The organism is Paraburkholderia aspalathi (genome assembly GCF_905220735.1).
GTDB lineage: Bacteria > Pseudomonadota > Gammaproteobacteria > Burkholderiales > Burkholderiaceae > Paraburkholderia > Paraburkholderia aspalathi.
On record NZ_CAJNBA010000002.1, the window covers coordinates 29,499 to 51,967 of the forward strand.

Below are 22,469 nucleotides of genomic sequence, written 5' to 3' on the forward strand. Positions count from 1 at the left end.
TATGGATGGATCGACCGCTTTTGATCGCTGTTGGGACATCCGAAGAAACGAACTGAAGGACAGCTTCGGGTCGATAACGGTCCCTCCTCGAGCGGCCAGATCGGTGCTCGTGAACACCGATCGCCGTCATCATCGAAACGAAGTGGTGCCATCCGAAATCGAGTTGGCGGCTGTCAAAGTTTGACTCGAAGTAGCAAGTGGCATGCGGTAACCGTCATCCCGTTTGTCGCCAGCTATCCGGAAACCGCCCGTTGAACCGGAAACTCCGCAGAAACCGCAAGCGGCTCGTATCAGATTCGGGAGCCGCGTGACTTGTCGTGCCGAATAGCATGACTTGAGACCCGTTGATGGCGTAGGCCGGCCAACACGGTAACCCGGGACCGTTTGGATTGCCTGTGCGTGCGAAGTTGATCCAGTAGTTCATCATCTGATTCGACAGTGCACGATCCTGAGTGCCTGGCGCCACAGCCGGAGCCGCCGGCTGTGGCGTGAGTGTGCCGAACACGAATGGAACCTCCGACGCATGAACCGGGGCTGGCAGGTACGGAGAGTTGTAGTTGAACTGGTACGCGTAGACAGGCGCGGCGCCGGTTTGCCGTTGCAGTTGGATCCATTCCCATGATTGCTCGTTGATCCGGAGATCGCCGATGAGAGTTTGCGCGGAGGCAACCGTCACCGTGTCGCTGCTCGCAGGATAATTATCGAGAAACTCCGACAGCCGGCCGGGACCAAATTGCGCCGCCGCGGCTGCCTCGAAGGAAGCCGCGCTATCGTGCGGTAGCGCACCCGACATGAAAATGACGCCTTCTGCTCCATTGCGCCCTGCGAGGAGTGGAACGTGGCTCTGCCTGCCATGGGCGAATACGTTGGCTGGGCTGTCCGGCAAGACATAGCCATCCACGCTAGGGGAGAAGGCTCCGGTTACAGGGTCGTTCTGAATGCTCCAGGGCGCTGCAGTCAGTAACGCGTCTGCGGAGATCGCCCTCAACCCGTTGATGTCTCCGCCTGCAAGTTGCGTTGCGAGCGCTTCTCCCCGTACTCTGGCCTCGGCCAGCGTTTGCAGCGAGCCGTGCTCGCTGTCCCAGAACGCGCCGCTTTCTCCGATGGCTTTCTGAAACAGACCGTGTGCAAGCGGCGAGCTCATCAGTATTCCAACAGACATCGCGCCGGCTGACTGTCCAAAAATCGTGACGTTGTCCGGATCGCCTCCGAACCGTGAGATGTTCGAGCGGACCCACTTCAAAGCTGCTATCTGGTCCTGCAACCCAAAGTTTCCGGACGGCGTGCCCTCGCTGTCCAGCGCAGGATGGGCGAGGAATCCGAATACTCCGAGACGATAGTTGAGACTGACGAGGACCACGCCGTCCGCGGCCAGGCCCGAACCGTCGGTAGTCGGCGACGCAGGTGTCGGCACGCCCGTCTGGAATCCACCCCCGTGAATCCACACCATGACCGGGCGTTTTTCACCGGCCGTCTGCGCCGCGGTCCACACATTGACGGTGAGGCAATCTTCGCTCTGGACGTTGCCAGCCGGGGCAGGGCCCAGCAGCGGAGATCCTTCGCATCGAGCACCGAAGGCTGTCGCGTCGCGGGTTCCTTGCCATACTGGCGCGGGCTGCGGCGGTCGCCATCGCAGCTGACCGACTGGCGCCGCAGCATACGGCATCCCCTTGAAAGCCATGACGCCGTTGGCATCTCTTTGCGTTCCCTGAACCGTGCCGCTTAACAGGACCACTTGCGATGAGATCGGTTGGGAATGCGCCGACTGTCCATGGCATCCGGAAGCGACCACCGTCGCGATGAGTGCGACCATAAAGCGATGGTGTTTGCGTTCGATGCCCGTCGCAGCGAGTCTTCTGAAGCGAGCGTGTGACAAGCCAGGCGTCGACTTCATCGAGTTTCTTTCGTCAGGCGATGACACGTTGATTGACATGGTCAATTTCCTTTTCGACTGGTTCGAACCCGGTGCCCCGGGGAAAAAGGCAGCGTTGCATCAGAAACGGGTTTGCATACCAAGACGTACGACGGTCTGGCTGGCGCTGCTCGATGGCGCGGTCGCTCCGCCGGGGATGCCCACCGTCGAGGGAATCGCTGAAGGATTGCTACTGTGATTGCGCGCCGCAATGGCGTACAGAGCTGTTCTCTTGCTCAGAAAGTAGCGCGCGCCAATGAACGGCTGTGTGATGGTCGCCGTTGTACCGGCGCGGTTCGTATCGTGTGCCCAACCGAATCCCGCACCGATACTGATTGCCGGGCCGATACGATAGTTGACGGCCACTTCGAGTGGCCTGGCCACGGCTTTTGAACCCTCAACAACCGTCTCCCGCCCTTGTGAGTAGTTGGCCAGAAAGGTCCAGGAACCCATGGTGTAGAGAGCACGAACGGCAAAGACCTCGTTCGCAATGGTTGTCGAGAAATTGTCTTTGGTCCATCCGGCGCCCAGTTGCAGATTGCCGATCGCATATCTGACGTAGGCCGACCCCATGCTGTCGTGATTTGGCGTCTCGCCAAAGCTGTACATGACACCGCCGGACCATGCGCCGATGGTGTTCTCATACTTGATCGAGTTGTCGTACAGGCCGGTTCCCGAGTGATTATCGACAGCCGGGGCGGTAGATCCTTTCGTGCCGGTGAATTGCTGATAACCCGCTTCCAGACCGCCCTCTATGATTGACGTTGCATCGAGCGGCAATGAAGCGAGGAAAAAGTCGAATTGTCGACCGATCGTCACCGTTCCGAGTTTGTCGTTGCTTATTCCGACAAACGATGCACGATCCCAGAACGGCGAAAGAATCGTCCCCGTGCTGACTTGAGGGCGCATCTCCAGAACAAACAGTACGCTTGTCCCGCCACCCACATTCTCGACGCCGCGAAACCCCAGTCTGGACGGTGCGCTGCCGTCGCTGTTCTCGCGTATGAGCGAGTGCCCCGAGACATTGCTGACGTAAGTCATCCCGGCATCCAGCAATCCGTACATGGTTACGCTGCTCTGGGCGTGCGCCGCGCTCAACGGCGCGACGACAATGATTGCCCCTGCAAGGGACGCTGCACTCATCGACCTCATCTGTTTGTCTCCATTCCAGTCGTTCGACGACCAATAGTTCTTGTCTTTTCTCGTTATGGGCTGGCGTGTCGAACGCCCTTCACCCGGTGCATCGGAGTCTCACTGAACGCCATCAGCGGTTCCGGAGAACTTTCGCCGCGCAACTGTCCGTACTCCTGCCGACTGCCAGTACGAAGCAGCGCGGTGCGACATGCGCGCATGCTTTTCATCGGTGGACGTATGCAAACAAGATATGAAATTTTTTACTTAAGTGTCAACACTTTAGGCGGGATATTGGCCTATGGTTTACGCCGATCATTGCTAAAAAGCCCAAAAAACACTGTTTTTGACGACGGAAGAGTAAGCGTTATCCCGTAGTTGTCTGTCAATGTGTTGACAGTTAGTCTGACGGATCGTAGTCTCAGCACCGTGGTCGAAGGCCCGATGCGGGTCGTTGATCAATACTTTCAAACACAGACAGAGTGCGAGTAATGTCAAGTTCATTTCCTGCGCGGTCGGACGATGACCGCGCCAAGCTTCCCGCGCACACCATCTGCGACGTGGCGATCGTTGGCTATGGACCCGTGGGCATAACGCTCGCGGCATTGTTGGCGCAATGCGGACTCGACGTGGTTGCGGTGGAGCGCTATAGCAAGCGTTTCTCGCTCCCTCGCGCCGGCCATTTCGATGGCGAAACGATGAGAGGCGCGTTCCAGCGCCTTGGAATCGCGAAGGCAGTCGAACTGATGGCCCGGCCGATGCTTTCGTATGAGCTCGTCACGCCCGACCATGAAGTGCTTCAGAGCGTCAAGCTCGGCACGGGCGGGTCGGGATGGAAGGAGAGTTACCTCTTTTATCAACCCGATCTCGAAGACATTATTGACGCTCGCGGCGTCGCGCTCGGTGTCCGCGTTTTCATGGGATATACGGCCACAGAAATCGCACAAGGCACGGATAGTGCAGTTCTGTCGGTGCGGGAAACGGGCAACGAGGCGGCCGGCACCTGCAGGATTGAAGCGGCGTATGTCATTGGTGCGGATGGCGCGAACAGCTTCGTGCGGCAGGCGCTCGGAATCGGGCGTCGCGATCTCGGGTTTCCTGCAATCGATAACCTCGTGCTCGACTTCGAACATAACGATCCCGATCGGGACGTGCCGCAACTCGGCGAGGTGCGTCAGATTCTCGACGTGCGACGCCCGACACTTGTCGGCCGCTGGAGCGGCAACCGGTGGTCGAGACTGGAATTCCGCAGACTTGAAGGCGAAAGCCGCGAATACCTCGAAAGCGAATGCACGGCGTGGCGCTTGCTGTCGACCTACGGTTTGAATCCCGCTGCGGGCAGAATCGTCCGAAGGGCGATCCATACTTTCGAAAGCACGCTCGCTGAGCGTTGGCGTGCAGGCAGGGTGGTGCTTGCCGGCGATTCAGCGCATACGACACCTCCCTTCATGGGGCAGGGCATGTGCTCGGGAATCCGCGACGCGTTGAATCTTGCGTGGAAGATTGATGCGGTGCTTCGTGGCCGCGCGCACGACGCCCTTCTCGATACCTATGAGAGCGAGCGCGCACCGCACGTCCGCGAGGTGATAAAAATGGCGAATGCGATCGGCGAAAGCGTGCAGGTGACAGATCCGATTCTGGGCAAATTGCGTGACGACGCTTTGCGGGCGAAGCGAGCCGATCCACCTCCGCTGTTTCCGCGTCTGGGAGACGGTGTGGTTCGGGCGCAGGGTGACGAGAGGGCAATCGATGCCGACGGCAGGCCGGGCCTCCAGGCGCGGGTCGCGCTGGGCGATTGTGTCGACCTGCTGGACCAGTTCGTGAGCCCAGGCTGGCGCATCATTTCCCGTCACGCCGTGCCCGAAGACATATTCGACGGCCGGCAGAAGAGTTTGCTCTCTCAGCTAAACGTATCGATTGCCCACGTTTCGAGAGGGCCGGGCCCGGACTATTTCGTCGACATCGACGCGGAGTACGATTTGTGGTTCCGAACTACAGGGCGCAAGGCCTTTCTGGTGAGACCGGACAACTACGTGTTCGGTAGTGTGGCGACGGTGGCCGATCTGCCGTCGCTTCTGGACGAACTGGCGGAGTCATTGGAAAAAGCGGGATGGCGCGATCTGGCCAGAACGCACGCTGTCCAATAGCTTGCACGCCGCTCCACGCAACGCAAGAGAGTGACTTCGCATGGAATCCCGACCTGCCAGCCAACGCCGGCGTGAAATGCTAAAACGGACGTCGGCAGCGTTGGCTGTCGGCGCCGTCGCGCCGTTTTTTTTCGGATGTAGCAGCTTGACTGCTTCGCCCTCAACCAGTCGCGGCGAACCGGCCGTATCGGCCTCGCGACGGGAAGGCTCCGCAAACCCGAGGCGCATCGACACGCACTGCCATGTGATTCCTCCGGAATACAGTGACTGGCTTCATTCCCAATCGTCGTATCCCGGTCCGTTCCTGGCGTGGAGCAAGGACGCGGCGCTGGAGTCGTTCGAGCGTAACGGTATTGAAACGGGCATTCTGTCCGTCTCGACCCCCGGGGTCTGGTTGGGCCCATCTACGGACATGAATAAAAGCCGGGCACTGGCTCGCGACGTCAACGAGTTCTGCGCGAAGGTCGTGTCCGACGATCCCAGGCGGTTCGGTTTCTTTGCAACGCTCACACTTCCAGACCTGAGTGCCGCCATTAACGAAGCCTCGTATGCACTCGATCATTTGCATGCCGACGGAGTGGTGCTGATGAGCAATGTAGGCGGGGTGTATGTCGGTGCGCCGGAATGGGATCCATTGCTCGAATTCCTCAACGAACGAAAGACGGTGCTCTTTGTGCATCCGACCGCTTTACCAACTTCGCTGGTCCCGGGGATATCGGCCGCGCTCACCGATTTTCTGGCGGATACCACGCGCGCGGCCGTCAACCTCGTGAAGCATGATTGCCTGACCCGGTACCCCGACCTTCGAATCATTCTCTCGCACGGTGGTGGGTACGTCCCCTACGCCGCATTGCGGATCGCGAGCATGCTTTCCCCGCAGCGCAGCGAGGAGGCGGTACTCGGGCAGCTAAGACGGTTCTACTTCGATACGGCATTGACGCCGGGCCCCTACGCGCTGCCGTCACTCCTCGCGTTCGCTGACCCGACCCGGCTTACCTATGGATCCGACTGGCCGTATGCACCGCTGAAACTCGCCCACGAATTCACGCTCCGGCTGGATGCTTATCCGCTCACAGACACACAACGAATGTCCATTTCCCGATGCAACGCCGAGAGCCTTTTCCCCCGTTTAGCGGATGCCGCGATCTGAAGCAGTTCCGGTACTTGAACGAAGAAGTGTTGACTCTTTCAATGCCGCAAGAACGTGGTGCTGGGGTTCCAATTGCTGGTCCACGCTCACCTGCCCGTCACATGTACACGCTTTCCATAGATCGCAGTTTCTGACTGTCGGTTGACTGTCGCGAGTAGAATCTGGATATTGCGGTTTACAACTCTCAAACTGTTGACAGTTCACACGCACCGGCTTTTTCAATACATCGTCGAGGGACGACTTCAATGCCAAAATCGAATCAGCGAACTACGGGAGCTCAAGCGGTAGCCCGGACATCGGCAGGACGGAACGCTGAAGCGAGCGAAGTGCCATCAAAAAAACGGGCGGGCGATACATCCGTCATCATCTTCAAATCGCTCCGCGAAGACATTCTGAGCGGGAAGATCCCGCCTGGTGGGCAGCTGCTGCAGGCCTCGGTTGCGCGCGATTTCGGCACGAGTCGTGGCCCCGTGCGAGAGGCGCTTCAACGCCTTCAGCAAGAGCAGCTCGTGATCGCCAAGGCTAACCAGAAGTACAGCGTCGCGCCATTCGACATAGCGGATTACGAAAGCCTGTTGAGCCTGAAGCTGCTCAACATGACGATTGCCATCAGGGTGTGTGTTCCGCTCCTCGACGATGCTCAGATCCAGATACTCCGCCAGTGCGTCGAGCAAATGAACGCTTCGCTGGAACATGCGCCGGAAGAATGGGAGGCTGCATATCGCACATTCTCGCGAACCATCGTTGCACCGGCCGGAGAGCGCATCGGGTCCCTGATAGGCAGTTTCATAGACAATCTGCAACGTTATCGCGCCCATGCGATCGCTCGATTCCCTAGCGTGATACGCATTGACGGTTCGGAGTTGTCGCACGTTCTCGCGGCAGTAAAGGCCAGAGACGCGGAATTGGCATCGCGCCATTATGCGAACTACTTCTGCCGGCTTGCCATGCTGATCCTGGCAGGCGTGGCTCCCCGTTATGAGCCTTCCATCCTCAGGGCAACCGCTAGCGCGTTGCTGGGCGACGACGACCAGTCACAATCGATCTGAGCGACACCTACGTGCGCATCCAGTCAAATGCGCTGGCGTAAAGCGCATCGACTGGCTCCGGAACGTCGTCTCCGAACAGGTTGTCAGGAACCGAATGTCCTTCCAGTGACAAGTGATAGGCCAGACACCGGTAGGACTTTCGAAATCTCGCCAACTGCTCGATATCGAGGACGAGCGATGTTCCAGGCATCGCGGGCGTCAGCATGTCACGCTCGTAGATGCATGTGAGGAACATGATCTTCCAGTTCGGGCCATGGCGCTCCACCTGGTAAAGATTCCGTACGGATGAATCCAGATCAGCATCCACACCATGAATCAACGTCCGCAAGCTAATGGACGTTGGTACTTCGACGACTGCCCGATCGCGATCGATATGCACGACGGGCGGTGAAAGCCGATGGACAGGGCGAATACCTTTGCCGCTTATTTCTTTTGAGCGTGCGACAAAGTCGGCGCCGCTGCTCCGAAGCCAACTGATCGAAACGATCGAATCGCTGTGATAGCACTCTTCCATCTGCGTCCACCAGCCGCGATCTCGCCCCTGTCGTTCCCTAAGAATGAGCTGAATGATTTCGGTAGTGTCGGACATGATATGTTTCCGCTGGGTTTGAAAAGTCAATCTCATCTGACCGCGTCAGGTGACGTGCCGTGCTAACGGAAGGAGGGCGCTGCGCAATTTAATCCACCAAATCTATTCGGCTCGTCTCTTTGGTGAAGAGCATCACGACAGCCCCAAGCAACGCCATCGCTGCCGTGTACATGACGAACACATTGCCGAGTCCCTGCTGGCCAAGCCACTGCTGGAGGAACGGCGCTGTTCCGGCAAACACCATGGCCGACAACGAGTAGGGAAGTGCAACTCCCGAAGCCCGGATGCCGGCTGGAAACAGCTCCGCGAGAAGTGCCGGAAACATCGAGCCATTGAACGCGAAGATGAGCAAGGCGATACTCATTGCCAGTGCGAATTGCCACGTTTCGCCACCTTGGGCAAGGTGATGGAGCGGGAACGACAAAGCGGCTACGGCAATGCCGTAGATCCAATAGCTTGCGCGTCGTCCGATCCTGTCGGAAAGCGCTCCGAGAAATGGCAATGCGATGACGCACACCAGTTGCGCAATGATTGCCGACCAAAGTGCATGCGCGGGACTCAGCTTCAGTATGCTAATGCCCCAGCTCGGGCCGCTTATCGCCCATGCGTAGAAAAAGACAGCGTTCGAACCGGCCAGCAAAAATACTCTCACGCCTGCAGCCTTGTTGTTCCATAACTCGCGCCACATCGAGGTCTTTTTTGCGGGCATTGCCTCACGTGCTGCCTGTCGCATGAATGCGTCTGTCTCGACCATGTTTCGCCGGAGCACAAGAGAGAGGAGGCCGAGGCAGGCACCGATAAAGAACGGAATGCGCCATCCCCACGTGGTCAACTGCGATTGACTCATGACGGACGACAGAATCAATCCGACGATATTCGCGATCACGACGGCTATTAGCGACGATGCATACAGCGAACTAGCCCAAAGCCCCCTTTTGCGGGGCGGCGCTGCCTCGGCAATGTAGGTGTAGGCGGCCGCGACCTCGCCCGTATGGGCGATTCCCTGCAAAAGACGCGCGAACAACAATACGCAAGCGCCGGTCAGCCCTGCGGTTTGATAGCTTGGCGCCAACCCCACGAGTAATAGACCGCAGGACGCACAGATGACTGCGGAGATCAGCGCGAATTTGCGGCCCTTGCGATCGGCCAGCCATCCGAAAGCTACGGCTCCAAATGGCCGAACCAGAAATGCTGCTCCAAACACGGCCAGTGTCGCGAGCAGGGCTGCGGTAGGGTCCGCGGGATTGAAGATGCTGCGTGCAAAAAACGGGGCGAAGATGGCATAGGCGGTGAAATCGAAAGTTTCGAGCGCCATGCCGACGTTGATGCCGATCAGCGTTCTGCACCTCGTCGCACGATTCGCGCTGTCAACCATGTCGCCGTCCGCGCGAACATGGTCTGCCGAGGCTAGTGGTGACGAACCGGGGCTGGACGCCTCCAGCGCCGCTGATCCATTGGCGTCGTAGCCGCGATCTGCGGTGTAATGGTTGGTGCGTGGCAATCTTTGTCTCCTTACGTCTGCCCATGGAGCGCGACGCGAGGATTCCTGCGACGCAAACTTCGCCGGTGATGGGAGCAGGCAGCGGGTTCACCCGTTTTTGGGTAGTTGTATGTGCGAGGTCTGTCTATCCGGGGAATGCGGGCGGCCAGACAGAATCCACATTAGCTGGGGTTGCTCAAACTGTCAACACTTTGGCGTGACGATAGCTAATTTTCTCGAATGCCATGATCTGTACTCTTGTCGTAAATTGTGGGTAAATTAGGGTTTATTCGTACCTGATGAGTGTAGCCACAGTTCCGAGGAGCGCCGCAATAGGTGGTCGATGTGTAGACAGTTTGAAGCCGATCGATTGGCAGAACTGGGTGCGGGAACTAGTACGGAAACCGCACGATTGCGGAAGAGGCCTTCGGATTTCGCTCGGGTCGGGCCGCAAGTTTTGCCGGGTGTCGCAACGGAGGCAGACTCATTGCGATTCATGCCGCAAAGCTGTGGAGTCACGGCTACAGCGATAATGATCTGCGCTAGCCGGCTATGCCGGTGCGCGATGCCACTCATGGGCCAGCTTGCAGATTAGGCTGGGCGGCGGTAAGTCACAGTCACCAACGGCAGCTTCGGGAAAGCTAAAAGATGGCTGTGGGTCGACCTGAACCGATCGCCGTCACCGGGAGCGGCATGTCGCGCGACGGAGGCTTTGCGTACTTGGCGCGCGTACCGGCCATCAATCGCATCGCTCCGAAGGCGACCTCGACGCAGGGATTGTGGTGGTCCGCAAACGGTCCGCTATTCGTCCACTAAAAGTCTGGAGGGCTGACGTTTCTCCACCGCCCAGCGCAGCAACGCGGTACTGCGATAAATGCCGTGCGCAAACTTCCCGTATGGGAGTGTCAGGAAGAGCGACATGACCACGCCCAAGTGGACCGCGAGCAAAGTTGGCATGGCGATTGTGTCGCGAAAGGCAAGGAGCGCAAGACCGCTTATGCTGACGAGTAACAAAAGGACGATAAACGCGCGATCCATCGGGCGTTGCGAAGCGGACCCCTGTAACGGGTGGCGGCGGAAGTTGAGCCATAAGAGGCCGAATGCGCCGGCAGTAAGCGCAACACCGCCTGATGCACCCAGGATGACCGGCAAGCTGATCAGGTCGTAAGGGGCTTCGAGATTCAGGAAATAGTGGTAGAGCGTGGCCACGCAGGTGGAAGCGAAGCAAAGCATGAAGCCATAAAAAGTCAGATGATGAAATCTCCTTCTGGCGAGCGAGAACCTATCGTCCTCGTTGTTGCAGCCATCGCCGTGTCCACCACCAAGATACTTCAATGTCAGGACATCGCGCGATGTTTCTCTCGCTGCAGCCGGTGAGATCGGGCCGGGAGGCTCGTTCTTCCAGAACCGGCGTACTCCGACCGACAGTGCAAATGTAGCGAACACAAACACGCTGCCGAACATCAACGCGAGCAGGTTATGGGGGAAAACCTGATAAAAGGAATTCAACGGGACGCTGGGTAACAGTCCGCCTCTGAGTGCTATCGTTAGAAGCAGGAAGAGAATTAGGCCAGTGGCAAGGGCGATGGCCACAGTCAGGCCATTCTTCTTGTAGAGCAAACCGAAACTTGGCGGCCACGCGTAGTCAATGTAGGTTTTCATGCGAACCTCTGCCATCGCTTGCGGCACATTCACTGCGAACTCGTGCGGTGGTGCATACTGGCAGGAATATAGGCACGCTCCGCAGTTATGACAAAGATTAGCCAAAAAGTGAGCGTCTGAGCGATCAAATTCCAGACGGCGGGTCATTGCTGGGAAAACGGCGCAAAATCCTTCGCAGTAACGGCAGGCATTGCAGATCTGCATGACCCTGCTGACTTCCGCTTCCGGAGCATCCGTAAGGGCTGCGATCGGCTGATTCAGCGCGAGGGCGTTTGCCTCTCTTGTCAACGCGTTAAGCGACTGCATTATCTTCCTCCCTTTCTGGAGTTTGGTAACCGGCAGCCTTGGCTGCGTGTTTGCCAGCTATCCGTCCAAAGGCGGTTCCGATGGCCATCCCTACACCTGCCGTGTAGCCTTTGCCCAGCACGTTGCCAGCCATCATCTCGCCAGCGACAAAGAGGTTTTCGCTCCGGTTTTCCTTGAAAAAAACCGCTGCGGTTTCATCCGTTTTGAGCCCAAGGTATGTGAAGGTGATACCCGGCCGCAGTGCGTAAGCATAGAAAGGCGGCCGGTCGATTGGTTGCGCCCAATGGGACTTGGCGGGGGAAACGCCTTCCGTATGGCAGTCGTCAAGAACGGCGTGATTGAATGTGCCAACCCGGCAGGCCGCGTTGTATTCCAGAATTGTTTTGACGAAGCTCGCCTCATCGAGGCCCGCAGCGCGAGCCAACTCGGGGAGAGTATTGGCCTTGGTGCCTTGGAATACTGGCGGCATGAAGCGACCGATTGCCTTTGAATCGATTATCGAGTATCCGATCTGTCCAGGTTGCTGCGCAACGAGGCGACCCCAGATCGCATATCGTTTAGGCCAAAAATCCTCTCCTTCGTCATAGAAACGTTCTGCGTTCCGGTTTAAGACGACACCCAGCGACACACAATCAACTCGTGTGCAGATTCCGCCGTCATAGAGAGGAGCGCGTGCATCGATTGCGACACAATGGGACTGTGAGGGATCGCCGATCGAATCGGCCCCGGCGTTGATCATGAATTTCAGGAGGACGCCCATGTTGAAGCGTGTTCCACGGATAAGAAAATTGTCCGCTACCCATTCGTTATTAACTTGTCCCCATGCTTCCCGAAGCCACTCGCGGTTTGACTCAAAGCCTCCCGCCGCAAGGACACAGGTTTTCGCCTCGATGCGTTCGTTGCCCAACCTCGCTGCAACGAACCGGCTGCCGTCAAGTTCGATTGAATCCACTGTCGCGTTGTATCGAACTTGCACACCAAGCGCTTCAGCGCTGCGGTAATACGCATTGACAAGGGCCTTGCCACCGCCCATGAAGAAAGCGTTCGTCCGCGCTACGTGCAGCGCTCCTGAAAGTGGAGGCTGAAATCGGACCCCGTGCTTGCGCATCCAGTCCCGGCATGTCGATGAAGCACGAATAGCCAACCTGGCGAGCTTCTCGTTCGTAATGCCGCCTGTGACTTTCAGCAGATCTTGCCAGTACTCTTCTTCTGGATACGCGTCGATAAGAACATCCTGCGGTGCATCATGCATGCATCGAAGATTTCTAGTATGTTGCGAATTCCCACCTCGCCATTCACGAGGAGCTGACTCAAGCAGCTGTACGGATGCACCGGCTTCGCGCGCCATTAACGCCGCGCAAAGTGCTGCGTTGCCCCCGCCAATGACTAGAACGTCCACCATACCCAGACCCGACGGTTAATTTAGCCAAGTCAGAGTCTATGCGTCTTGCTAAGCCGCATCTACGTGCTGCAAGAGAAGACGTCTTTAGAGATCGTGAAGAACACGAACTACTCGATGAGCGTTGCACCGGTCCATTTGCCGTGCTCTGTCAGATGTCGGGCTGTTTCCACCAAAATGATCCTTGCGGCCAGTCCGGCCGGCGAAAGCTCATCATCGGAAAGGCTGGCAAGGTGACTTGAGCGCACTAGGTCTCGTTCCAGGATCTCGCGTGCGACGAAGCTGCCACCAGTATGTCTTGCCAACGCAGCACCAGGTTGAATGGTGAGACCGAGCCCATCGCCGACGGCTTCCATTAACATCGCAAGTCCGTCAATTTCGGCGACAACGTTAGGTTTTCGACCCAAGCGACTAAAGGCTTCATCGATAAGCGCGCGCAGCCGGTGTGATTCACTTGGAAGGATGAGTGCGGTTGACGTCAAGTCTGAAAGCGATAGGGGTGCTTCCGACCGCAGGATTGCCGACTGCTCAGTGCCTATGACATACAGACGCTCGGTTACCAGGCGAGTAACCGAAAATTGTTGAGTGCGGGTTACGTCATACAGCACGGCAAGATCGATCTGTCGCGACGTAAGCATCGAATTGAGTGTCCCGGACAGGCTTTCAACTACACGTAAATGCACGTCCGGATAGCGCTTGTACATCGCCCGTATGAACGGAAGTCCCAGCACTCCTGCCACACTGGGCGGCATGCCTATGCTGACATACCCTGAAAGGCGCGCATGCTGCGCGGCCTCGATCGCTTCGTCTGCGTGCCTGATCGCGAGTTGTGCCTGGCGAAAGAAGGCGAGGCCAGCGCTCGTTGGTCGTACTCCGGCCTTTGTCCTCTGCAGCAGCCTTGTGGATAGTTCCGTCTCAAGACGGCTTATCTGCTGACTCAAAGCGGACGTCCCAACACCTAGCTCTGCTGCAGCGCGGCCCATGCTTCCAAAGTTCACCACACGTACAAAGTAACGCAACTGCCGGAGTTCCACCTTATTCTCCTTGCCGGTGTCCTATGTTGTTTTGAACCAGGCCAATCTTTTGTAGACCGGGCAGCGAGGGCCGGCGTCGGCGGGAGGATGTCGTCCGTTCTAACGTATCCGCGACCTGGAAAATTGTTGCTTCATCGAAAGGACGTCCACCGATCTGCAGCGCAAGTGGCAATCCAGTACTGCCAAAGCCTGTGCAGACAGTCATGGCTGGGTAACCTGTTAGATTCCAAGGGGCGGCGAAGCTCGCTTTTTCGAATCCGTCCCACATGGGAATCTCGTGGATTGGAGACGCTTCCCCAGCCACGACGGCAGTAATTACCACATCGACGTTCTCCATGACTTCTTTCATTGCGGCGCAAAGCTCGCGCCGGCGACGTTGCGCCTGAATGTAGTCGATGCCTGATATCAAGGAAGCAAGCATCAGTCTGTAGCGCAGTCGCTCGCCATATTCAGCACTTCGCGTACGCATCCAATGCTCATGAATGGCCGCGGCTTCGCAATTCATGATCACTCGATTTGCGGTCGAGAATGCCGCTAAAGGAGGGGCTTTGACGTCCTGCAGCACCGCGCCTTCAGCACGGAGAGCGTCTAGGCTTCTCTCAATGGCTTGATGAGCAGCGTCGCTAATGGGATTGTCTTTTTCGAAAAAATGGCGGATGACACCGATGTGTAGTCCCTTTACGCCCTTGCCGATTCCAACACTGAAGTCGGGTACAGATTCGTTCGCGCAGGTGGTATCGGCTGGGTCATATCCGGCCATGTGTTGCAGGAGGATGGCACAGTCTTCCACCGTCCACGCCATGGGCCCAGCCGTGTCCAGACTGAACGCCAGCGGGTACACCCCGGCTCGGCTACACCGTCCATAAGTTGGTTTGATTCCGGATACGCCGCAAAATGCTGACGGTACACGGATCGACCCTGCGGTATCCGTACCTGTTCCACCAAGGATCATGCCGGTCGCGATCGCTGCAGCGGTGCCGCTACTCGAGCCGCCAGTGAAGTAGTCTATGTTCCATGGATTACGAGCGGGTGGCCAGGGAAGATCAAACGAAGGCCCCCCTAATGCAAATTCGAGCGTTGCCAGCTTGCCCAACATGATGGATCCCGCCGCGTCGAGTTTGGCAACGACGGTTGCATCGGAAACAGGGATGTTGTTCTCGAGGAGTCGTGAGTGAGCGGTTGTGCGCACGCCTGCCGTGTCGAACAAATCCTTATGGGCTATCGGGATGCCATCAAGCGACGATCTCGGCCCATCCCGCATGATTCGCTTTTCTGCGGCGCGCGCGCTGGCAAGCGCCGTTTCAGATGTGACCGTGATGAACGCGTTGACCTGCGGGTTCAATCTTTCGATGAGTTGGAGCGATTCCTTTACCAGCTCCACCGGGGAGAGCCGCCTTGAGGCAATTTGGCGGCTCGCTTCTGCTAGGGTGAATGGCATCATGGGCTTATCGAGCGGTGAACTGGCCGACGGGTTCGACGGATGGGGGCATGTCATGCTCAACCGAATGAAGCATCGTCGATAGCAGCTGATAGCCTTCGTAGAGAGTCTCGACCTGATCGACGGAAAGTGTCAGTCCAAGGCGATTGCGTACCAAGGAGGCTAGCGCTGCTTTCTCATGTTCATGTGTCGTCATCTTTCAGAGTTCTCTTCGCTAGTCGGATAAACGCTGCTCGTAGTCGTTTGACACTGAAATTCGGCGGGCGGACGGCTGTGCGAGCCGCCTGCGCTCCCCTCGAAAGCGTAGGGCTATGAAGACGAAAAAGAGAGTTCAATCTGAACGTAGCGTTTCTCGCTTGAGCCGCCGCTCATCTGATCGCTGCACGGCGCAGAGGTTGGGAATGCACCCGCCTGCGAAAATCCAGAGCTTGCCTGCGCCTAGTTACCGGCTTGCACGAAACTAGGCTCTCCATTTCGGGGTGGCGGTGGCTCTCGGCAACGATGATTTTTGGATCAACAGGGATATTATTATCCTTATTCTCCTATTGATCAACTTGAGTTTTGTGACCCCTTGTTTCCGGCTTGTATTCCCGGATGAGAGGCTCTCAGCCTCGCGAACACATTACAGTCGCGCCGGCGTCCACATGCCGAAGAGAACGGCGAACTGCGACTTCTACGTCCTTGGCTTCAATCGCGTCAAGAATTCGCCGGTGAATGTGAGCAATAGACTGTGCTTCCTGAGCGTCGCCTTCATATTTGAAGTCGACGATGATCTGTCGCAAGATTCCGGCGACGATAGCGATAACGTTGTTTCCCGTGGCTTCGCCAAGTAGGGTGTGAAAGCGATTGCTCTGCTCTCTGACCAGTTCGACATTGTCAGGATCGGCCTCGATGAGATCGATCGTTTCGCGGATTCTCTTGAAGTCTTCCGGCGTGCCGTTGTCGATCGCCATTTTGACAATGATGGGCTCGATTAGACGCTGTGCCTCGAACACGTCCGCGATGCTGGTCTGCTGCATTCGAAGCAGCATGTCGATGCTCGACATGATCTGACCAGTGCCCGGCGTGGTCACTACTGCACCGCCATTTCGTCCGGCCGACAGCACGATTAGGCCGTCACTTTCCAGCAGCCTGAGCGCCTCGCGGACAATCGCCCGGCTATAGCCGAACTGCTCAATCATGACTCTTTCGGACGGCAGCCTGTCTCCAACAGCGAGCGTGCCGTTAAGAATGGTTTGCTTGACTTGCTTTGCCACGACCTGAGCAGCTTTCTCAGGTTTTGACCGCTGAAATACCACGACTTCTGAAGTTGTTTTCATATCCCAAACCTTTGAGGATACGCTGTTTCACGAACATCAATGTGCCGATACCGGCTGGATGACGAAATTTAAGCGAAAGTTATCAGTAACGGAAGCACCTGACATCACATTTTCTGCGCGGCTTACCAGAAGGCGTTCGGGGCACCCATCATCCCGAGGCTTTTGCATGTGGAAACAATGACTTCCACGTGGATCAGCGCTGCCATCGCTACGCTGATTTTTGGGTCGCGTAACTATAGTCGGCCCGTGGCTTGTGGACAACTCCTCGCCACACCGATCCTCATGATGAGCGCCCATGCGTCCGACCTTGCCGCGGCGAACACGGCAACTCGCACGCGACCTCTTAGCCTGACTTTTGCAACTTCCTCAACTGGGGATGACAGGTACTTTCCAATAATTTTGAATAGGTATAATCGTACACCAATTGGCGAATCGGCGCTTAATTAACGAGCAAGCGCCGCTGTACTCTGCGCAGCGGCGTAAGGGCCAGATCGCCCCGGTTCGAGCCGTCAAGCAAGCTCACGGCTTGATTCTTTTCAATTCAAGGTATATAGTATCCTCATTAAGGGAAGCTACGATGACACTGGTTCTCAAGCTCGGCAGACTGATCTCCGCCTTTGTTTTCACGGCACTGATGGCGGCAACGACCGCCCATGCGCAGAGCTGCGAGCCGCAGAAGGTAGCAGCAAAGTACCCTGCGTATGCGGGAAAAACTGTCACCATCGCGGCAACGCCCACTTACCCTCCTTATACCTTCTCCGATCCAACCGATCTGGACCATTTGACAGGACTCGAGGCAGAGGTCATTGAATCGGTGCTGAATTGTGCTGGCTTGAAGTCCCGGTATGAACTCGGCGCCTGGTCGGCCATTCTGCCCACCATCCTGTCAGGTTCGGCGGACGTCGCCGTAGGCAACATCAGTTACTCGGCCGAACGGGCCGAGAAGGTGAACTTCATTGTGTTCATGCGCAACGGCCAATCAGTCGTTGTTGCGAAAGGGAACCCTAAGTCTATCAAGACGGGCATGGATCTCTGCGGCAAATCCGCGACCACGACCATGGGGGGCTCGTCCGCTCTGGCCATCGATCGTCAGAGCAAGGCGTGTGTGGCCGCAGGGAAGCCGCCGATCAATTTTCAAAACGCCATTGATCTCGAATCGGCTTATCGACAGCTTTCCAATGAGCGCGTTGACTTCGTGATGGACGGCACCGTGTCCGCTTTATCTCGTGTCGCCAAGTCGCCGATGATTGGAATCGCGTACTCGGTGACGACAGACGTTGTTGCCGGCGTTGTCGTGGGCAAGGGCAATGACCAGATGACAAAGATCGTCTACGACGGCCTCAAGCAGATGGAAGCCAAAGGGACTCTGAAAGCGCTGATGCTGAAATATGGTCTTCCCGAAAATCTGATGGTCCCCGTGGAGATTCGGAAGTAATACGGGTCGTCCGATTTTGGGTCGTGTTTAAACAACTCAAAAAGGTTAAGAGATGGCGAGTACGGCGGATTTTGTATGGATGGACGGTGAGATTGTGCCTTGGGCGAACGCGCAGATACATGTTTCGGCAGAAGCGGTGCTGCGTGGCGCGAACGTATTCGAGGGCATGAGGGCCTATTGGAACTCGGACGAACGACAGCTTTATATTTTCCGCAATGAAGAGCATTTGCGTCGCTTGCGCCAATCCGCAAAGATCATGCGGATGTCGATCCCTTATACGGATGAGCAGTTCACACAGGCTTTCATTGATCTGATCCGGAAAAATCGATTCACCGATAACGTTCACTTCAGGCCCGTTGTCTATTTCGACGCGGGCGACTACAAGTGGAAGCCTGACGAGATCCGCACCGGTGCATTCGTCCTTGCGTTTAGCCGTCCGCCATCGGCTGCTGGAAAAGCCGGTATCCAAAGTTGCGTGAGTAGCTGGAGACGCAATTCGGACAACTCGAGCCCGTCGCGTATCAAAGCCGCCGGCAATTACCATAACTCCCGCCTGGCCTATGTTGATGCAAAGACCAAAGGTTTCGATACGCCTATCATGCTCAATGATCGGGGGGACGTTGCTGAAGGTCCGGCTTCGTGCTTCATGATGGTTCGCGACGGCGTTGTGATTACGCCGCCAGTCAACGCCGACATTCTCGAGAGCATTACTCGCGACACGCTCATTCAGCTCTATCGTGACGAGCTTGGCGTGCAAGTTGTCGAGCGAGACATTGACCGCAGCGAGCTTTATATTGCAGACGAAGCGTTTTTCTGTGGAAGCGGAGCCGAAGTCGTGCCAATCGTCGGCATCGATCATTATCCTATGGGTGACGGAAAGGTCGGGCCACTGACCAAGCAGATCCAGGAAATCTATTTCAGGATTGCGACCGACAAAGACGGCAAGTACTCGAAGTGGCTTCTACCGGTCTATCGGGATAACGATGTCCGGTAACCGCGCTGCCTGCTTTTATTGATTACGTTGAGGATAATGCAATGAGTAAGAAGGGAAAGGTTGCAATCGTCACTGGAGCTGCACGGGGTATTGGAAGGGCGTGCGCACAGTACCTTGCCGAAGAGGGGGCGAACGTTGCCCTTCTGGATGTTGAGGATGATGCCGGGCAAAAAAGCGCTGAAGACATAGCTGCTCTTGAAGGAGCGGGACAAACGGCCTACTTCCATTGCGATGTTGGCTACAAGGATCAGGTCGATCGGGTTTTCGCATCCGTGCTGGAAAAGTTCGGCAAGGTCGATATTCTAGTCAACAACGCGGGCATCATGCGTCGGGCGGAATTTCTCGATCTTTCAGAGCAGGACTTTGACGACGTCATCAGAACCAACCTCAAGTCGGTCTTTCTCCTCGGGCAGATTGCTGCGAAGCACATGGTCGAGCGCGGCGAGGGCGGTGCGATCGTCAATATGTCGTCGACTAGCGTGGTGATGACCATGCCGACTCTTTCTCCCTACGCCGCCTCCAAGGGTGGCATTTCGTCACTCACACGCGCCATGTCTCTCAGCTTGGCGCCCCTTGGGATCCGGGTGAACGCAGTGGGTCCCGGCACCATCGTGACAGAGCTTAACCGCAACAGTCTACTGGCCGACGCGGCAACCCGCGATCGTATTCTGTCGCGTACTCCCATCGGGCGACTCGGAACGGGTGAAGACGTTGCCTCGGTTGTCGCTTTCCTCGCGAGTGACGCCGCAGGGTACGTGACGGGGCAAACTGTCTATATCGATGGCGGACGAGCAGGTCTGAACTATACGATGCCAGTCAAGTCCTGACAGACGTATTCGCTTGATCCGGTCATTCAGAATGGGCGACTGTCGCTGCCGGCAGTCGCCCATTTTTATTTCGGCTATGATCCTTTGCGAGAACTTTGCGATGGGCTTGTTGCTTCAATCGCATCGACCACAGTTTGTCGCAGGTCATAAGCGTTAGTCGGGCAGGAGCGCCTCGTCCACGTTTGTCTGCGTAATACGTCAACGAAGGGGGGCGAATGGAATCTCCGTCGAAGCCGCTGCGTGGAATACGCGTGCTTGAATTGGCTCGAACGCTTGCTGGACCCTGGATGGGGCAGTTGCTTGCTGACATGGGCGCGGACGTCGTGAAGATCGAGCGCTCGGAAGTAGGTGACGAGACACGGGTGTGGGGGCCACCCTTCGTACAGAGCGATGGTGGCGAATCCATTTTTTCCGCTTATTTCCAGGCATGTAACCGCGGCAAGCGATCCGTTGAAGCAGACTTCTCCAATCCAGATGACCGGGCGTTAGTAAGACGTTTGATCGCAAACGCAGACATCGTTGTCGAAAACTTCAGAGTAGGGACGCTCGCACGGTACCAGCTTGACGCCAAGTCCATGATGCGTGACAACCCGCGCCTCGTCTGGTGTTCGATCTCGGGTTTCGGGCAGACGGGTCCTTACGCGCAACGTGCTGCCTATGATTTCGTCATCCAGGCGATGAGCGGTCTGATGGCGCTGAACGGGACCGAAGAAGCGGGGCCTCGCAGCATACCTCTCCCGGTCAGCGATCTCTTCACGGGCCTGTACGGTGCCATTGCGGTATTGGCAGCGCTGAACCGTCGTCACGAAACCGGTCTGGGGACCGTTGTCGACCTGTCCCTTCTCGACACCCAGGTCTCCGCGATGAGCCAGGACATCATTGGACACTTGCTAGGTCGACATCAAACGGCGGCGCGCCGTGAATCTGATCTTGTTCCCAAAGTCCTGCTCCAGACGGCCGATGCTCAGATTGCCTTGGTCATTGCCAGTGATTTGCAATTCGCACGTCTCATCGAGGCAATGGGTTGTTCTGCGCTTGCCGACGACGAGAGATTCAAGACTAACGAGTTGCGTCTCGCTCACCTGGCAGATTTGCTCGAAGAGCTTACGGCTATCTTCCGGAACTGCGCTTCGAACGAGGTCATCACACGCCTTGCTGATTTCGGCGTACCGGTTGGACGAGTCAATTCGCTCAGTGAGCTGACGTCCGATCCTCATATTGCGCAAAGGGAATTGATTACCGAGGCGCCGCCACTCAAAGGCTGCAAGAACGTGCCGCCGTCCGTGCGCATGCCCGCGCTATTTAATGGCCAGGCTGCGCTGCCTGAGACGCCGGCGCCCCGACTGGGCGAGCACACGAACGAGGTTCGTTCGGATCCGCGCTGGGGTGCCTGATCGTCGACCTGTTGTGGTGTGCAAGAAAAATGCACGCGAGTGATGGCACGAGTTCAGGCATCTAGAGCGAATGACACGCTTTCCGGGCATCCTGCGCCGGCGCGGCCGGCGCACGCCATCGACTGTTTTCAAAACAATTTGCCCGTCCCGATCCGACGTAATTATGATACTGGTATCCTTGCAGTATCTGATTAACACGTCCAGGAGTTACGATGGTGCTGATTTTGAGCGGTCAGGAAGTTGAGCAGGTGATTGACATCAAGGCGTTGATCGATGGAGTGCAGGGCACCCTTGTTGCGCTTTCCAAAGGCTTGTCCATCAACCCCAACCGACTGCGGATCTTTGTGCAGGAAGAGAAGTCGATGCTTGCCTGCATGCCTGCCTATCTGGGGGATATCGGTGTGCTTGGAGCGAAGATAGTCGGCAGCTCCGGCAAACCACAGCCGCCGGGAAGCCCTCGTCAGGTTGCGGCCATCGTCGTACTATTGGACTCACAGGGTAAATTTCTGTCGGTCATGAGCGGTGCGTTGTTGGGGCCGCTTCGCACAGCTGCGACTTCCGCCGTCGCAACCAATTGTCTCTCCCGCCCCGACGCGTCGACGATGGCCATGATCGGATGTGGCGTGCAGGCACGTGTTGAGATCCAGGGCACTCTGGCAGTGAGGCCGATCACGCAGGTGTTTGCTTACGATATCAACGAGCTTGCGGCCGCGCGTTTCGCGCAGGAGATCACTGAGCGTCATGGCATCAAGGTAAGCGTTGCGAAAAGTTCGGACCAGGCTGTGGCGGAAGCGGACATCGTGACCTTGGCGACGACATCGGCCGAGCCCGTGTTTTCTGCCTCAGCTCTCCGCGCCGGTACGCACATCAATGCCGTGGGCGCCCATACACCGCAATCGCGAGAGATGGACAGCGACACGATCGTTCGGTCGAAGTTTTTCGTCGAGTCGAGGCAGGCGATCTTGAGCGAAGCGGGCGACATACTCATTCCGATTAAGGAAGGCCGCGTCGATGAATCGCATGTTCTGGGTGAAATCGGCGAGGTCATTGCGGGCACGGCCGCAGGCCGTATGAACGCAGAGGACGTCACGATATTTAAATCGACAGGGATTGCAGTGGAAGACGTGGTTGCAGCAAAGATCGTCTACGACGCCGCGTTGGCCAAGGGGATCGGCTACCAGCTCGAACTTTGATGTGCGGGGA

General features: G+C 57.0%; 18 protein-coding genes. 8 read left to right on the forward strand and 10 right to left on the reverse strand.

Annotation, left to right across the window (positions count from 1 at the left end):
* Positions 1-214: 214 nt before the first annotated feature.
* Together KHO30_RS11155 and KHO30_RS11160 are read right to left on the reverse strand one after the other, a co-directional pair.
* Positions 215-1,933, reverse strand: a complete 1,719-nt coding sequence (locus KHO30_RS11155; RefSeq protein WP_211701046.1) for a carboxylesterase/lipase family protein — start codon at positions 1,931-1,933, stop codon at positions 215-217.
* A gap of 60 nt (positions 1,934-1,993) precedes the next feature.
* Complete coding sequence (locus KHO30_RS11160) at positions 1,994-3,055, reverse strand: porin (protein ID WP_211701047.1); 1,062 nt, start codon at positions 3,053-3,055, stop codon at positions 1,994-1,996.
* Positions 3,056-3,534: 479 nt separating this feature from the next.
* Here KHO30_RS11160 and KHO30_RS11165 point away from each other — a divergent pair, with 479 nt between their 5' ends.
* From KHO30_RS11165 to KHO30_RS11175, 3 genes are all read left to right on the forward strand, one after another.
* Positions 3,535-5,190 (forward strand): bifunctional 3-(3-hydroxy-phenyl)propionate/3-hydroxycinnamic acid hydroxylase, encoded by a 1,656-nt coding sequence (locus KHO30_RS11165; protein ID WP_211701048.1) that lies wholly within the window; start codon positions 3,535-3,537, stop codon positions 5,188-5,190.
* Between the two features lie 40 nt (positions 5,191-5,230).
* Positions 5,231-6,340 carry an amidohydrolase family protein gene (locus KHO30_RS11170; protein ID WP_244864012.1) on the forward strand — a complete coding sequence of 370 codons (1,110 nt, stop codon included), beginning with the start codon at positions 5,231-5,233 and terminating at the stop codon, positions 6,338-6,340.
* A gap of 245 nt (positions 6,341-6,585) precedes the next feature.
* Positions 6,586-7,389, forward strand: a complete 804-nt coding sequence (locus KHO30_RS11175) for a GntR family transcriptional regulator (protein ID WP_211701049.1) — start codon at positions 6,586-6,588, stop codon at positions 7,387-7,389.
* 7 nt (positions 7,390-7,396) lie between these two features.
* On the opposite strand, the gene KHO30_RS11180 is transcribed toward KHO30_RS11175, so the two are convergent.
* The 8 genes from KHO30_RS11180 to KHO30_RS11215 all read right to left on the reverse strand — a co-directional run bounded on the left by KHO30_RS11180 (position 7,397) and on the right by KHO30_RS11215 (position 16,616).
* Positions 7,397-7,978, reverse strand: coding sequence for a nuclear transport factor 2 family protein (locus KHO30_RS11180; RefSeq protein ID WP_211701050.1), 582 nt, complete (start codon positions 7,976-7,978; stop codon positions 7,397-7,399).
* A gap of 88 nt (positions 7,979-8,066) precedes the next feature.
* Entirely contained in the window at positions 8,067-9,479 is a 1,413-nt protein-coding gene (locus KHO30_RS11185) for an MFS transporter (RefSeq protein ID WP_211701051.1), read from the reverse strand.
* Between the two features lie 780 nt (positions 9,480-10,259).
* Positions 10,260-11,426 (reverse strand): tricarballylate utilization 4Fe-4S protein TcuB, encoded by a 1,167-nt coding sequence (gene tcuB, locus KHO30_RS11190; protein WP_211701052.1) that lies wholly within the window; start codon positions 11,424-11,426, stop codon positions 10,260-10,262.
* Positions 11,413-12,828 (reverse strand): FAD-dependent tricarballylate dehydrogenase TcuA, encoded by a 1,416-nt coding sequence (gene tcuA / locus KHO30_RS11195; RefSeq protein WP_211701053.1) that lies wholly within the window; start codon positions 12,826-12,828, stop codon positions 11,413-11,415. Before tcuA ends, tcuB begins: the two co-directional genes overlap by 14 nt.
* Positions 12,829-12,935: 107 nt before the next feature.
* Positions 12,936-13,859, reverse strand: coding sequence for a LysR family transcriptional regulator (locus KHO30_RS11200; RefSeq protein ID WP_211701054.1), 924 nt, complete (start codon positions 13,857-13,859; stop codon positions 12,936-12,938).
* A gap of 1 nt (position 13,860) precedes the next feature.
* Positions 13,861-15,300: an amidase gene (locus KHO30_RS11205; protein ID WP_211701055.1), complete on the reverse strand. Its 1,440-nt coding sequence runs from the start codon at positions 15,298-15,300 to the stop codon at positions 13,861-13,863.
* A gap of 4 nt (positions 15,301-15,304) precedes the next feature.
* On the reverse strand, positions 15,305-15,493 hold the full coding sequence (locus KHO30_RS11210; protein WP_211701056.1) for a hypothetical protein: 189 nt from the start codon (positions 15,491-15,493) through the stop codon (positions 15,305-15,307).
* Between the two features lie 409 nt (positions 15,494-15,902).
* On the reverse strand, positions 15,903-16,616 hold the full coding sequence (locus KHO30_RS11215) for a FadR/GntR family transcriptional regulator (protein ID WP_211701057.1): 714 nt from the start codon (positions 16,614-16,616) through the stop codon (positions 15,903-15,905).
* A gap of 577 nt (positions 16,617-17,193) precedes the next feature.
* On the opposite strand from KHO30_RS11215, the gene KHO30_RS11220 reads away from it, so the two are divergent.
* From KHO30_RS11220 to KHO30_RS11240, 5 genes are all read left to right on the forward strand, one after another.
* On the forward strand, positions 17,194-18,051 hold the full coding sequence (locus KHO30_RS11220; RefSeq protein ID WP_211701058.1) for a transporter substrate-binding domain-containing protein: 858 nt from the start codon (positions 17,194-17,196) through the stop codon (positions 18,049-18,051).
* A gap of 52 nt (positions 18,052-18,103) precedes the next feature.
* Positions 18,104-19,045 (forward strand): branched-chain amino acid transaminase, encoded by a 942-nt coding sequence (locus tag KHO30_RS11225; RefSeq protein WP_280531438.1) that lies wholly within the window; start codon positions 18,104-18,106, stop codon positions 19,043-19,045.
* A 41-nt stretch (positions 19,046-19,086) separates the two neighbouring features.
* Positions 19,087-19,872 carry an SDR family NAD(P)-dependent oxidoreductase gene (locus KHO30_RS11230; RefSeq protein WP_211701060.1) on the forward strand — a complete coding sequence of 262 codons (786 nt, stop codon included), beginning with the start codon at positions 19,087-19,089 and terminating at the stop codon, positions 19,870-19,872.
* Positions 19,873-20,087: 215 nt separating this feature from the next.
* Positions 20,088-21,266, forward strand: coding sequence for a CaiB/BaiF CoA transferase family protein (locus KHO30_RS11235; protein WP_211701061.1), 1,179 nt, complete (start codon positions 20,088-20,090; stop codon positions 21,264-21,266).
* Positions 21,267-21,478: 212 nt separating this feature from the next.
* Positions 21,479-22,459: an ornithine cyclodeaminase family protein gene (locus tag KHO30_RS11240; RefSeq protein WP_211701062.1), complete on the forward strand. Its 981-nt coding sequence runs from the start codon at positions 21,479-21,481 to the stop codon at positions 22,457-22,459.
* Positions 22,460-22,469: the final 10 nt, after the last annotated feature.

Coding starts and splice junctions, on each gene's coding strand:
- KHO30_RS11155 (WP_211701046.1), bottom strand. CDS start 1,933: ATGTCAATCAACGTGTCATCGCCTGACGAAAGAAACTCGATGAAGTCG.
- KHO30_RS11160 (WP_211701047.1), bottom strand. CDS start 3,055: ATGAGTGCAGCGTCCCTTGCAGGGGCAATCATTGTCGTCGCGCCGTTG.
- KHO30_RS11165 (WP_211701048.1), top strand. CDS start 3,535: ATGTCAAGTTCATTTCCTGCGCGGTCGGACGATGACCGCGCCAAGCTT.
- KHO30_RS11170 (WP_244864012.1), top strand. CDS start 5,231: ATGGAATCCCGACCTGCCAGCCAACGCCGGCGTGAAATGCTAAAACGG.
- KHO30_RS11175 (WP_211701049.1), top strand. CDS start 6,586: ATGCCAAAATCGAATCAGCGAACTACGGGAGCTCAAGCGGTAGCCCGG.
- KHO30_RS11180 (WP_211701050.1), bottom strand. CDS start 7,978: ATGTCCGACACTACCGAAATCATTCAGCTCATTCTTAGGGAACGACAG.
- tcuB (WP_211701052.1), bottom strand. CDS start 11,426: ATGCAGTCGCTTAACGCGTTGACAAGAGAGGCAAACGCCCTCGCGCTG.
- tcuA (WP_211701053.1), bottom strand. CDS start 12,828: ATGGTGGACGTTCTAGTCATTGGCGGGGGCAACGCAGCACTTTGCGCG.
- KHO30_RS11205 (WP_211701055.1), bottom strand. CDS start 15,300: ATGATGCCATTCACCCTAGCAGAAGCGAGCCGCCAAATTGCCTCAAGG.
- KHO30_RS11210 (WP_211701056.1), bottom strand. CDS start 15,493: ATGACGACACATGAACATGAGAAAGCAGCGCTAGCCTCCTTGGTACGC.
- KHO30_RS11215 (WP_211701057.1), bottom strand. CDS start 16,616: ATGAAAACAACTTCAGAAGTCGTGGTATTTCAGCGGTCAAAACCTGAG.
- KHO30_RS11220 (WP_211701058.1), top strand. CDS start 17,194: ATGACACTGGTTCTCAAGCTCGGCAGACTGATCTCCGCCTTTGTTTTC.
- KHO30_RS11225 (WP_280531438.1), top strand. CDS start 18,104: ATGGCGAGTACGGCGGATTTTGTATGGATGGACGGTGAGATTGTGCCT.
- KHO30_RS11230 (WP_211701060.1), top strand. CDS start 19,087: ATGAGTAAGAAGGGAAAGGTTGCAATCGTCACTGGAGCTGCACGGGGT.
- KHO30_RS11235 (WP_211701061.1), top strand. CDS start 20,088: ATGGAATCTCCGTCGAAGCCGCTGCGTGGAATACGCGTGCTTGAATTG.
- KHO30_RS11240 (WP_211701062.1), top strand. CDS start 21,479: ATGGTGCTGATTTTGAGCGGTCAGGAAGTTGAGCAGGTGATTGACATC.